Annotated in this window: 12 protein-coding genes; 8 read left to right on the forward strand and 4 right to left on the reverse strand. The window is 38.9% G+C overall.

Going from position 1 to position 12,595, the window contains the following annotated elements; genetic code table 11:
• The first annotated feature begins 8 nt into the window (after nt 1-8).
• The 4 genes from AN944_RS09585 to AN944_RS09600 all read left to right on the forward strand — a co-directional run bounded on the left by AN944_RS09585 (nt 9) and on the right by AN944_RS09600 (nt 3,232).
• Nucleotides 9-1,013, forward strand: coding sequence for a phosphotransferase (locus AN944_RS09585; protein ID WP_055024391.1), 1,005 nt, complete (start codon nt 9-11; stop codon nt 1,011-1,013).
• A 45-nt stretch (nt 1,014-1,058) separates the two neighbouring features.
• Nucleotides 1,059-1,904: a DUF6279 family lipoprotein gene (locus AN944_RS09590; protein WP_055024392.1), complete on the forward strand. Its 846-nt coding sequence runs from the start codon at nt 1,059-1,061 to the stop codon at nt 1,902-1,904.
• A gap of 93 nt (nt 1,905-1,997) precedes the next feature.
• Nucleotides 1,998-2,588 carry a DoxX family protein gene (locus AN944_RS09595; protein WP_055024393.1) on the forward strand — a complete coding sequence of 197 codons (591 nt, stop codon included), beginning with the start codon at nt 1,998-2,000 and terminating at the stop codon, nt 2,586-2,588.
• A gap of 95 nt (nt 2,589-2,683) precedes the next feature.
• Entirely contained in the window at nt 2,684-3,232 is a 549-nt protein-coding gene (locus AN944_RS09600; RefSeq protein ID WP_055024394.1) for an NAD(P)H nitroreductase, read from the forward strand.
• Between the two features lie 56 nt (nt 3,233-3,288).
• Here AN944_RS09600 and AN944_RS09605 read toward each other — a convergent pair whose 3' ends face one another.
• Together AN944_RS09605 and AN944_RS09610 are read right to left on the reverse strand one after the other, a co-directional pair.
• Nucleotides 3,289-3,495, reverse strand: a complete 207-nt coding sequence (locus AN944_RS09605) for a hypothetical protein (RefSeq protein WP_055024395.1) — start codon at nt 3,493-3,495, stop codon at nt 3,289-3,291.
• Nucleotides 3,496-3,705: 210 nt separating this feature from the next.
• Nucleotides 3,706-4,431: a glutathione S-transferase gene (locus AN944_RS09610; RefSeq protein WP_055024396.1), complete on the reverse strand. Its 726-nt coding sequence runs from the start codon at nt 4,429-4,431 to the stop codon at nt 3,706-3,708.
• Between the two features lie 278 nt (nt 4,432-4,709).
• On the opposite strand from AN944_RS09610, the gene AN944_RS09615 reads away from it, so the two are divergent.
• Nucleotides 4,710-5,687 (forward strand): rhodanese-related sulfurtransferase, encoded by a 978-nt coding sequence (locus tag AN944_RS09615; RefSeq protein ID WP_055024397.1) that lies wholly within the window; start codon nt 4,710-4,712, stop codon nt 5,685-5,687.
• A gap of 152 nt (nt 5,688-5,839) precedes the next feature.
• Here AN944_RS09615 and AN944_RS09620 read toward each other — a convergent pair whose 3' ends face one another.
• Nucleotides 5,840-7,354 (reverse strand): Ppx/GppA phosphatase family protein, encoded by a 1,515-nt coding sequence (locus AN944_RS09620; RefSeq protein ID WP_235530883.1) that lies wholly within the window; start codon nt 7,352-7,354, stop codon nt 5,840-5,842.
• A gap of 1 nt (nt 7,355) precedes the next feature.
• Nucleotides 7,356-9,482 (reverse strand): polyphosphate kinase 1, encoded by a 2,127-nt coding sequence (ppk1, locus tag AN944_RS09625; protein ID WP_055024398.1) that lies wholly within the window; start codon nt 9,480-9,482, stop codon nt 7,356-7,358.
• 328 nt (nt 9,483-9,810) lie between these two features.
• On the opposite strand from ppk1, the gene yegD reads away from it, so the two are divergent.
• The 3 genes from yegD (at nt 9,811) to AN944_RS09640 (ending at nt 12,436) form a co-directional block, all read left to right on the forward strand.
• The gene (gene yegD, locus AN944_RS09630) at nt 9,811-11,175 is read left to right on the forward strand and encodes a molecular chaperone (protein ID WP_055024399.1); all 1,365 of its coding nucleotides are present in this window, start codon (nt 9,811-9,813) and stop codon (nt 11,173-11,175) included.
• A gap of 92 nt (nt 11,176-11,267) precedes the next feature.
• The gene (locus AN944_RS09635) at nt 11,268-11,690 is read left to right on the forward strand and encodes a CreA family protein (protein WP_055024496.1); all 423 of its coding nucleotides are present in this window, start codon (nt 11,268-11,270) and stop codon (nt 11,688-11,690) included.
• A 263-nt stretch (nt 11,691-11,953) separates the two neighbouring features.
• Nucleotides 11,954-12,436 carry a zinc ribbon domain-containing protein gene (locus AN944_RS09640; RefSeq protein WP_055024400.1) on the forward strand — a complete coding sequence of 161 codons (483 nt, stop codon included), beginning with the start codon at nt 11,954-11,956 and terminating at the stop codon, nt 12,434-12,436.
• Nucleotides 12,437-12,595 lie beyond the last annotated feature (159 nt).

The following is a 12,595-nucleotide window of genomic DNA, read 5'->3' on the forward strand; positions in this document are numbered from 1 at the left end:
TCATTGTTATGAACAAGGATGAACCTTGGGAATATCTACCAAATGCACTAAAGCAGGCCTTACCGCCAGCATTAGCATTATTGATTAGCCAACAATGTACTCGGGTTGTAAAGTTATCTACTGGACTCAGTAACACGAATTATCATTTGCACATGGATGGCAAAGATTGGGTTGTTAGAGATAACCTATGTATAGCGCAGTGGTGTGACAGAAATAATGAAGTCGATTGCTGGAAAAATGTTGCGGCGATGTCCATTGCGCCCACATTATTATGGATCAGTGACGACAAACGTTTTTATATCAGTGAGTTTATTCAGCAGGTGCAATTTGACTGGTCAACCATTTACGATGAGTTTGGTTTTAACCAGCCTCTAAGGCCTACTCAGTCAATTTACCCCGTCGATCCCGTCCCATTACTATTGCAATTACTCAATCAGCTTATAACACTACCATTACCCGAAAAAGTGGTGAGCTTGTCAGGGCAGTGGCAAATATATCTTGATGATTTACTTCGTCTAGCGCAATCTCAGCAGGCAGGATTATTAAGCCAATATCATGCTGATTGGCGCGCTAACTTTCAGCAATTATTAGCCATGCAGCCACAAATGGATGTTTGGGTTAATGATGCCGAGTCTTGTTTAATTTCACCACAATTTTGCCATCGTGATTTAACGCCTTTTAATCTTTTACTTAAGCAAGACAAACTGGTTTGCATCGATTTTGAATATTGCGCGACCAGTCATCCGATGTTTGATCTCGCCTCGGTGATTGCTTCTCATCCTTTAACGCCACAACAAACGGATGAACTAACATCACAATACTTGTCATTACACCCTAATTTATCGGTTGATGCGCCAAAATTCATGCTCCAAATGATGAACATATTTTGGATGTATTCTGCAGCTTGGGCGTTAATGATGGCAGGCAGGAGCTTGTTAGATGCCAAAGAGCACGATGAAGAAATTGCATCATATTTTATCTTGTTCAACAAATACCTATCTTTAATCTCATAAGCCTATTATTCTTAATTTAGTATCGCTAATTAGGGAGAATGCAAGTTGAAAAAGTCATTGATTCCATTGTTGCTGGTGATGTTTCTGGCGGGTTGTTCCACCAAATTTAGTTATTTTTTTCTTGATTGGGCTATTGAGTGGCGAGTTGAAGAATACGTTACCTTCGATGATGAGCAGCAAGAAAAGTTTGATGTATTACTGGATAAATTTCTGGTTTGGCATCAAAAAGATGAATTAGTTCGATACAGTAGTCAATTAACATCCTTATCAGTCGCCATCGAAAATCAAACCTTAACGCCCGAAATGTGGCAGCAACAAGTTGTTGACGCTAAAGCGCATTGGTTTCGTATTTTTAATTTTGTGTTACCAGATTTATTACCGATTTTATCCAGCTTTAGTGATGAACAAGCAGATGAGCTAATTGCTCAGCTCAAGAAAGATAACCAAGAACTTAACCAAAAGTATGCAGGTAAAACTCAACTACAATTAGTTAACGAATCAAATGAAAAGCTTCAAGACCGTATGGATGATTGGTTAGGTTCTGTATCTGATGAACAAGCAGCATTAGTTGCTGAATATAATCAACAACGTGTGGCGACCTTGGATATGTGGTTAGAGTACCGTTTAGATTGGTTAAGGCAATTTCAAGTTGCAATCGAGCAGCGGGATGAAACGGCATTACTTGAACAAAGAATGCGTCTATTAATGACCAATCCTGATGAATTAAAATCTGCAGCTTATCAACAACATGTGGAACAAAACACCCAATTATTTGGCCAACTTATTATTAAAATCAACCAAAGTTTAAGTGCTAAACAGCGTAAACATTTTACTCGTAAGATGTCTGAATTAATTGAAGACTTAAGTGACTTATCTAAAGAAATTAAATAAACCCCACTATGTGAAATTCATTTTTAGTAGTGGTAATTGAAAGTTTTTTTCTACGTATTAGGTCTAGTGAGACAGAAGATACTATTTAAGGGAATGAACATGGTAAATTTATACCAACAATTTTTAGGGTTTTTGAAGCATATTGAAGGCTTGGCCCCATTAGCACTTAGAATTTATTTAGCGCCAGTGCTAATGCAAGCCGGTTATAACAAACTATCACACTTTAGCGATACAGCAGCTTGGTTCGGTAACCCAGACTGGGGCTTGGGTTTACCTTTTCCTGAAGTGATGACCGCGTTGGCAGCAGGGACAGAGTTTTTTGGTGGATTTTTATTGTTAATAGGCCTGGCGACGCGATTAGTTGCGATTCCAATGATGTTCACTATGTTTGTGGCGGCGTTTGCTGTACATATTGATAATGGCTGGCTTGCTATAGCGGATGCGAGTTCATGGTTAGCGAATGATAATGTTGCTGCGTCCGCAGAAAAACTGGCGGCAGCCAAGTCGATTCTTCAGCAGCATGGTAATTATGACTGGCTGACGAGCTCAGGTAACTTCGTCATACTTAATAACGGTATTGAGTTTGCCATTACGTATTTGTTCATGTTGCTTGCATTACTTATGCTTGGTGGTGGTCGCTATACGAGTGTTGATCACTTTATTGGCAAACGATTTTTATCTTAATCTGCCTTTTCTGAAAAACAATGCGATTAAAAAATCCCACGTTAATGTGGGATTTTTGTTAATATCTTCCTGAATTCAGTAAAAAGGACACTCCATTGGACGCATCAGAATTATTACTTACTCGTCAATCTACACCACGATTAACCCTACCAGCACCGAGTGAATCTCAGCTTGATTTTATTCTTAACGCAGCGGCTCGGGTTCCCGATCATGCAGCATTGACGCCTTGGGAGTTTATTATTGCTACCGGTGATGGTTTGGATAAACTGGCCGAAGCGTTTGTAGAAGATGCAATAGCTAAAAACAAAGATGAAGCTTATATAGCGAAAGCAAAAGTGATGCCGCATCGCGCACCAATGGTCATTACGGTTGCCACCAAACAGCATGAGCATCCTAAAGTTCCGGTATTAGAGCAGCATATAGCAGCAGGTTGCGCCACGATGGCTATGCAGCAAGCTGCATTTTCGTTGGGGTTGGGTGCAGTGTGGCGAACGGGCAGTTTTGCATTTAGTGACATTGTGAATAAAGCGCTTGGCTTAAATGCTGATGATCAAATCGTCGGTTTTTTATATATAGGTACACCAGCAGTTAAAGCACCGGTTAAGCCATTAAAACCAGGCCGTCAATTTACTCGTTATTTATAGGTGAAAGTAAATTGTGAATAATAAGTGGCGCAACAGATGGTTAGCCACTTATTAAGTTATTCTCTCGGATCTAACGAGTCTAGCGGCAGTAGGTTTTGAAACAGGTAATAACCTAGAGGCCCAAAAAATAGGCTTATGGTGCCCCATACATAACGTTTAACGTCGTCAATATGAGCCCCAGTAGTGATTGCGCGATAGCAAAACATAATGTGCAACATGATCAGTAATATGATCAGTAGCACAACCAAATCCATTTGTTCCATGTCTACATCCTTGAGCGCTGCCAAAAGACTAACTTAAGCTTAGTCCTATTTTACTATTTAGCAGCTATTTCAATATAAAATCCGTCTTATAGATGACATAAACTACTGCAGTCATTGTTCATAATTCAAGGATGTTTGTGCATATATATACAAAAGGTTGATTTATCGTTGATTAAATAATCAATCTATCGAGCTTTTGGAATAATGGAGCTAACTATCTGATTTTAATCTTGTCTGTTTATTGGTGTCATCAAGCCATAATGGATACTTCACCATTACAGCTTTAAACAACTCACTTTCCATATGCGCAGTCAGCCAACGTCTAACATGTTGATATGGACTTTGCTCAAACCAAGGTTTATTGACGTGAGCAAACTGTCTAATAAATGGAAAAATAGCGAAATCAGCAAATGTCGGTGTATCTGCCATTAATTGATTTTTATCAGTTAAATGTTCTTCTAGGCACTGAATAAATTCGCAAGCCCGATCGCGATAATATATTTCATCAAACTCTGGATGCCTGTCAGCATATTTATATTTATCTAACCAAGGTTTGAACTCAATGTCATTTTTGCTAATCAGTTTCTCAGTACTTTCATCATCTAATGATTCAAGTAGCGAGATATAAGCATTGCCGCATAAGTATTCAGAGCACTTATCAGGGTAGTTTGATAAAGAAAAACGGGCAATATCGAGACTTTCTTCCAATATATTTTCAGCGCGATTAGAACTTTTGTCTTCACTTTCCCCAGCTGAAACATTGTGATGGGCATTAATTACCAACACAGGGACTGTTCCTTTAGGCGAAACAGCCAGCATGGCTTCGGGTTTATTACGCAGTTCAATTTCTCTTACATCTGGGTTGAGTGCTGATAAATGCAAGCCTAGTCTGGCTCTCATTGCATAAGGACAACGTCTGAAACTGTATAAAATCATGAGGGTAGACTTCTTTATAGGGCATAGTATTGAGTCATTTGGCAGTATTTTAAGTCCTTATGGCGATAATTGTTAGTTAAAATCTGCGATGGCGATTTTTTATTTGTGATCTAAGTCTTATTTATTTGGCTTTGGTGCCGTGAGCAAGGTACAATTCTGCGCTTTTATTTGATGACGATCACCATCTTGCGGTTGCCAGACGGTATTGGAAACAATAATTCGGTTAATTATTCACTAAACATGCACTGGAAATTAAGTTTCAGCTAGCGGAGAGAAACATGTCACAAGTTGTCGTATGTGCCTTATATAAATTTGTAGCCTTACCCCATTATGAAGCGATTCGTGCTCCTTTATTAGATAAAATGGAATCCTCTGAAATCCGAGGTACTTTACTGCTGGCAAAAGAAGGTATCAACGGGACCGTAGCTGGTTCGCAACAAGCTATAGATGGGCTTCTTGAATGGTTGGCAACACAAGACGGGTTAGCTGATATTGTTTACAAGTTATCTTTTGATGACAACATGCCGTTTTATCGCACCAAAGTGAAATTAAAAAAAGAAATTGTCACCATGGGTGTAGAAGGTATTGACCCCCGTGAAGTGGTTGGCACTTACGTTAAACCAAAAGATTGGAATCAACTTATATCTGATCCTGAAGTGCTATTAGTCGATACCCGAAATGACTATGAAGTACAAATTGGCACCTTCAAAAATGCTGTTAATCCGGTTACCGAGACGTTTAGAGAGTTTCCTGAGTACGTAAAAGAAAACCTTGATCCAAATAAACACAAAAAAGTCGCCATGTTTTGTACCGGTGGTATCCGCTGCGAAAAATCGACAGCTTATCTAAAAGAGCAAGGCTTTGATGAAGTTTATCATCTTGAAGGTGGCATCCTAAAATATCTAGAAGAAGTAAAGCCTGAACAAAGTTTATGGGAAGGTGAGTGCTTTGTTTTTGATAACCGCGTTGCAGTTAACCATCAGCTTGAAAAAGGGGTTTATGACCAATGTAATGCGTGTCGTATGCCAATCACCCAAGAAGAAATGCAAACAGAAGCATATGTTCAAGGGGTAAGTTGCCCGCACTGTATAGATAAAATTTCAGATGAGCAACGTCAGCGCTTTATTGAACGTGAACGCCAAGTTCAACTAGCAAAACAACGTGGTGAGGCGCATATTGGTAGTGAAGTAAAACAAGTCATTGCACAACGCCGGAAACAAAAAGAAACCCAAAAACAAGCGCAAAACGAAAGCTAGTTAAAGCGCTCTTTATATCAGTTTGCTTTTACTAAGCATCAACAAGTTACCGCTCTTTAATTAGGCCTAACTAGATTCAAGAACTATTTAAGTACACGTTATGAATAATAGCGTGTACTTTTTTTGGGCATTCTTATGAGTTAAAGTTTAACTTACTTAAAGCTCAAATTAATCCCTATAGTGGCTAACTTCTTTTGTTCGGCATATAAGTCTTGTATTAATAACTCGCTGCGTTGAATTGCTTCTTTATCCTGCTCTTTGCGCTGCGAAAACTTAATGGTCAAATCAGCTTGTTGCGCTTTAACTTTTATTTGTTGGTTGCTGCTGGATGTTCGGCCTAAATTAAACAATACAGCGAGACGCAGAAGAGTTAATAAGCGAGTAAAAGCTTGGCGCTGAATCTCATCAGCTATCGTTATTGCAGGATAGTTTAGTTTTTTTCGATGATTGCCTACAAGCAAGGATAACATTTGCTGTTGTTGCTGGTTAAAACCCGGTAAGTCACTATTTTCGAGAATGTAACTTCCGTGCTTATGGTGTGATTTTGAATTAATCGAAATGCCAATTTCGTGGAGCTGACAAGCGCCTTCCAGTAACCAACGATAATCTGCTAATTGCCATGAATTACTGACTTGCTCAAATAAGGTTAACGCAGTTTTAGTCACCTTAGATGCTTGGTTAACATCAGCATGATATAGCTGAGCCAAACTCGATAATGTGCGTTGCCTAATATCATCTTGCTGTTCAATCTTGGCAAGCTCATAGAGGACACCTTCTCGAAGGGCACCTTTTGCAGCTTGCAAATGTTCAATCCCCAATTGCCGAAAAAAACTGATTAAGATTGCCAAACCTGCAGCAAGAAGAGGGATTCTTCTTTCATCTAGTAGCTCGAATTCTAGCTTGTCGATACTACCGACATTGATGAGGTGCTTCTTTAACGCTAAAAGGTTTTTACTGGTTATACCTTTGCCATTATCAGTCACTTCACTGATGGCGAGAGTGATAGCTTTTGCTGAGCCTGAACTCCCTAACACGAGTGACCAATCTTGGTTAAAGTAAACTTGGCTTAAGCCTGAAAATTGCTTATCTGCAGCTTGAATAGCTTGTTTAAACGCTTCTTTTGTAAGGTGTCCATTCACAAAAAAGCGTTTGTTATAGCTGACGCAGCCACATTTTAAACTGGCTAAGTGTTTAGCGCGTTTTTCATTACCCACAATTACTTCTGTTGAGCCACCGCCAATATCGATAACAATATTTTTTTGTTCAAGCACTTGGCTGTGGGCGATACCGGTATAAATTAACCGCGCTTCTTCATGACCTGAAACAACATTAATTGGATAGGGCAGCACTTTGCGAGCTGCGGTTAAAAAAGATTGCCGATTCTTGGCTACGCGTAAGGTGTGCGTGGCGACAATTTTGACTTGGGCTTTCGCTAAGTTTGAAAAACGCTGACTGAAATCTTTAAGACACTGAACGCCATTTTCAATTGCTACTTCTGCTAATACATTGTGATTATCAAGGTATTTTGCCAGCTGCACTTGGCGTTTTTCTTTGTGTAACACTTGCAAAAGCCCGTCTTGTTCACGAGCAATTACTAAGTGAAAACTATTTGACCCCATGTCGATAGCGACAAAATGTTGTGAGTCTTGTGCAATAACATCAGCCAATTTAAGCCTCTTGTGGTAATTCTGCTTGGTTCTTATTGTTATGTTTGACTGCTAATGCAGTTTTTACTTTCTTTTCATAGTTATTAAGGTATTGATGAATAGCAACTTGGCTACGAAGTTTGCGTTTATTTCCTCTAGGGTTATAGCGATTATCATGCTGCTGATTAATCACCCTAGACTTAGTATTATCTTTAAATTGCAATGAAAGTATAGCAATAACCATTTGTTTTAACTGCTTATCATATACTGGGGTTGAGACTTCAATTCGTTCGTCAATATTACGCGTCATCCAGTCAGAGGATCCAATAAACAGTTTTTGTTCGCCGCCAGCATGGAACAACATCACCCGTGAATGCTCTAAATAACGATCGATAATACTATAAACCTTAATGTTGTCGCTTTGCCCAGGTATTTGCGGGATCAAGCTACACATGCCACGGATAAGCATGGTGATTTTGACACCAGCATTCGAGGCTTCATATAGCTTATTCATCATGATTTCATCCACCAGATTATTCAGTTTTAGCTGAATACTGGCAGGCTTGTTTTGTTTAGCTTGTGCAATTTCATCATCGATTAAGTTTAAAAAGCGTGTTCGCGAGTTATAAGGCGAGACGATGAGATGATTAAATTCGTCTTTACGGTAAGGTCGTTCAATTAAATCAAAAACTTGTTTGACTTCGCCTGCAATATCTTGATTGGCGGTAAACAACGAAAAGTCAGTATAAAAACGGGCTGTTCCTTCGTTAAAGTTACCTGAACCTATGTGGCAATAATACTGGGTTTGACCATGCTCTTTACGGCCAATGAGGCATAGTTTTGAATGGACTTTTAAACTCGGAATACCATGATGCACAGTCACTCCGGCTTCAGCTAAGTGCCGAGTCCAGTTAATGTTTGATTCCTCATCAAAACGGGCTCTAAGCTCAATGATTGCGGTCACTTGTTTACCATTTTTAACGGCATCAATCAGTGACTGCATAATGTGGCTTTTCTTCGCCACTCGATAAAGGTTAATTTTAATAAATTTAACTGCTGGATCATAAGCGGCTTGTCTGACTAATTCAGTAAAATGAGAAAACTTATGATACGGGTAATTAAGCATAATATCTTTATGCCTAATTGCATCAAAACTGTTGTCAAACGCTAAAAACTGACTGCTATCAATGGGGTGAAGCTTCTCGTTTACCAGTTTTTTTCGACTTGGATTGGGGAAGTCCATAAAGTCTTTGAAGCTATGATATCGGCCTCCCGGCACAAGACACTCTGTAGAGCTGATATGCAAGTGTGACTTTAGCATTTCTAGCATATCTACAGGCATATTGCGGTCATATACTAGCCTCACGGGTTGGGCATTTAAACGTTTTTTAATCCCTTTTGTCATTCGTTCAAGTGTTGTTTGTTCAAGCTCATTACTGATGTTGTAATCCGCATCTCGGGTCATTTTCATTGAGAAAACTTGAATGGTATCGAACTCAAAAAAAGGTCTAAATAAATCATCAATACAGTGACGTATAATATTATCTAGCAATATTAAGTGTTTAATTTTTGATGTTTTTTCAGTTGGTAGTTCTAAAAATCGAGGTACATTCTTATTGGGCACTTCTACCAAAGCGTACTCTTTATTATCGCCCGATTGCAGGCTAGCGACTAAGTAAGTAGTCCCATCAACTAAGTGCTGCACTAAATCACTTTCATCGGTGACGATATGGGGTGCTATATGACGCTTTAATTGATTTTTAAAGTACTTCATAAGCCAGGCACTGTGAAACTCACTCAGTTGAGTCTCGTTAATTAAAAAGATATTACAGCGGGCTAACTCTTTCATTAATACAGGATAAATTTGATCAAATTTCTCTTGTAAGTCGAATACTTTTTCCTGAATTTTGTTCATTAATTGCTGGTACTTAAGTTGTTTAGAACTGATACCAGAAACGAGTATCGCTCGTCTCACTGCAGCGACTCTGACCTGAAAAAACTCATCCATGTTACTTGAAAAAATCCCTAAGAATCTCACTCGCTCAATGAGTGGTACAGAAGCATCATAAGCTTCCTGTAATACACGTTCATTAAATGACAACCAAGACAGTTCTTTATCAACGAATTTTAGATGACGGGATTCAGTCACATTTTGCTCCTGCAAAGCATTGCGGTAATACTTTCATAAAAGCCATAATCGAATGGTGCGAAAATAATACGGTAGGGTGGAATAGCTAATTCACTGTTTAATATGAATAAAGTTCAAAAGATATTTTAATGCAGTAATATGACAATTTTGTGATGTTATTGAGGCGAACACTGTTTTCAGTAAATTCAATAGTGCAACAAATTGATTAAGCAAATTAAACCAATTGATGAAATTGTCAGCTAAATAACAGTGAACACTAAACTTTATAAGATCCGAAATAAAGCTTGTGTTATTTTTAGCATTGATTTGAAATTTTGAGTGGTAAGAAATGTTTATTGGGTTTGATTATGGCAGTGCAAACTGTTCTGTTGGCGTAGAAAAAAATGGTGAAGTGAGTTTAATTCCAATAAATGGTGATAGTCATTTTTTATCCTCTACCTTATATGCAATGGATAGAGAGTTGATTGCTGAAGCGGTATATCAACGCATTGCACCAGAACTTCAGCCAGAATTTGCTCAGTTACGTTCATCACAATTAAGCCGTGCACGCCAAGTTCGCCATGAATTAGATATTTACCCTGACGAACAAGTGGTTTTTGTTGGGCCTGAAGCGATTGACGCATACTTGGAATTACCTGATGAAGGTTTTTATGTCCGGTCGCCAAAATCATTTCTTGGCGCCAGTGGTTTACGTCCAGAACAAGTTGCTTTGTTTGAAGATATCGTGACATTGATGATGCTAGAGGTTATGTCCCGTGCAAACAAATTAATTAATGAACCGATTACGCAAGCAGTTATTGGCCGACCTGTTAACTTTCAAGGTATTGGTGGTGAGCAAAGTAATCAGCAAGCACAAACGATATTAGAAACGGCCGCAAAACGAGCTGGATTCACCGAAGTACGTTTTTTGTTTGAGCCAATGGCAGCAGCGATGGATTATGAAGCCTCCATGGATAGCAATCAAACCGTGTTAGTTGTGGATGTGGGAGGCGGTACTACTGATTGCTCTATGGTGAAAATGGGACCAGAGCGTCAGCATAAAACCGATCGCTCAGATGATGTTCTTGGTCACAGTGGTCAACGTGTTGGCGGTAATGATTTAGATATTGCCGTTGCCATGAACTGTTTTATGCCGCATCTTGGTTTAGGCTCGAAACTAAAAAATAACTTAACAGTGCCTCGCCAACCATTTTGGAATGGGGTTGCTGTGAATGACATAAGTGCGCAGCGTGAATTTAGCGCATTGTCTACTGCTAAGTTGATTGATGAACTAATCAAGGATGCACAACAGCCACAATTACTGACTCGACTAAAATCCTTAAGGTTGCACCAAATGAGTTATCAGTTTGTGCGTCAAGCTGAGCAATCAAAAATTGGGTTATCCTCAGCATCAACGTATGCTGCAGACTTAACATTTATAGAGCCAGAATTTGACGTCACTGTTGATCAAAATGAGTTTGAAATCGCTGTTGAGCAACCCATTGCTAAGTTAGTCACTATTATGAAGCAAGCGGTAGATGAAGCTGGTGTGTTACCTGATGTTGTTTATGTAACAGGCGGGACGGCAAAAAGTCCGGTGATACATCAATGCATTGCTGATCAGTTTACTGGTGCAGATATTGTTGTTGGCGATCACTTTGGCAGTGTAACCAGTGGATTAGTGCGCTGGGCAAGCAAAGAATTTAACTCTTAAGGAAAAGTCGCTTTATGTTTTCTCAATCAAGCTTATTTTTAAACAAAAAACTATCGTCAGCCTTACTGATTGTTGCAACAAGTTTCCTCACAATGAGCTGTAGTGATGATGTGGGAAAAGTCAGTTTAGGGGTGTTTACCACTAAAGATATTAAGCTCAATATGATGGTTGATCCCATTGTGACAGGGGTGACTTGTCATGTGGCAAGTATTGAAGCTGATTTAAGCTTTTCAGACCCATCAGATTCAGCTATTTCATGCCGCCAAACGGGTGAAATTACACCGGAAATGATTGCCGGTATTGATATGTCAGCATCGGGTGAAATTGTATTTAAAAAGTCGAAAAGTATCTTTTTTAAGACGATGAAAATACGTCGTATCTTTGATAAAGAAAACCAAACGTTAATGTATGTGTCGTACTCAACCAAAGAGACATCAGGTAGTTATAAGCACAGCCTATCTACAGTACCTTTATGGGGAACCAAAGCGTACAGGCAAGCACAACCTGCTATTTAGTCTAGCTTTGTATAGCATTAACTTGCTTGTATTGACTCGATTTAGTGTCGACATTTGAAAATAACATTCAGATAAATAACCATCGATGATGGCTTTTAGACACTAATTGTTAGATATAAACATTAACGACTAGCAATGTGCTATATAAGCATTATCTGATAGTCGCTAATGAGTAAATATCAAATAACATGCTTAAGGCGAAGATTCTATACTCAAACCTAAGGCATGAATCTGTTTTCTGTTAAATACATGAGTGAGGGTATATGGACTGTCCCTATTGCAAAACGAGCATTGCTAGCGGCGCAGTAAAATGCGCTGCCTGTTTATCTTTTTTATCAGGGCATACGTGCCCAGACTGCAGCCATACCTTGCCTGAAGGGGCAAAAGTATGCGGGTATTGTCATTATCGTTTTAGCCAAATAAGTGTTGATGTGACACAAATATCCATGCATTTTACTGCAGAAGTGCTTGCTTCATTATTATTTCGTTTCCGTTTGTTGCCGCAAGAAATCATTACCGATGAAGATAAAATTACCATTAACTCACCGGGGATATTTCGTCTTTGGAATAATACTGACGAAGTGCCTTGGAATAAGATTGCTGGATTCAATTATCGAAGTGGGATCATCTGGGATAAAATTGAAATAGAAACACGTGGCCAAAAACCGAGTATCATTCTTGGGTTATCGAAACAAAATAGTGATGAGTTACGTAAAGTCCTGCAATCAGTTGTGAATGCAAATTAGCCAAATTGATCTTTGTCTAATTTACACAATGTTCATCAGGTTTAGTACGGGCAGTTACTTACCCAAAACGATGTCAAAGTTAAACGATGTCAAAGTTAGAATAACAAATATATTTTACAAGTTAGTATACAGGTGTATTATGTAAGCTGTGTCTATCGT

The organism is Shewanella sp. P1-14-1, from assembly GCF_001401775.1.
Classification (GTDB): domain Bacteria; phylum Pseudomonadota; class Gammaproteobacteria; order Enterobacterales; family Shewanellaceae; genus Shewanella; species Shewanella japonica.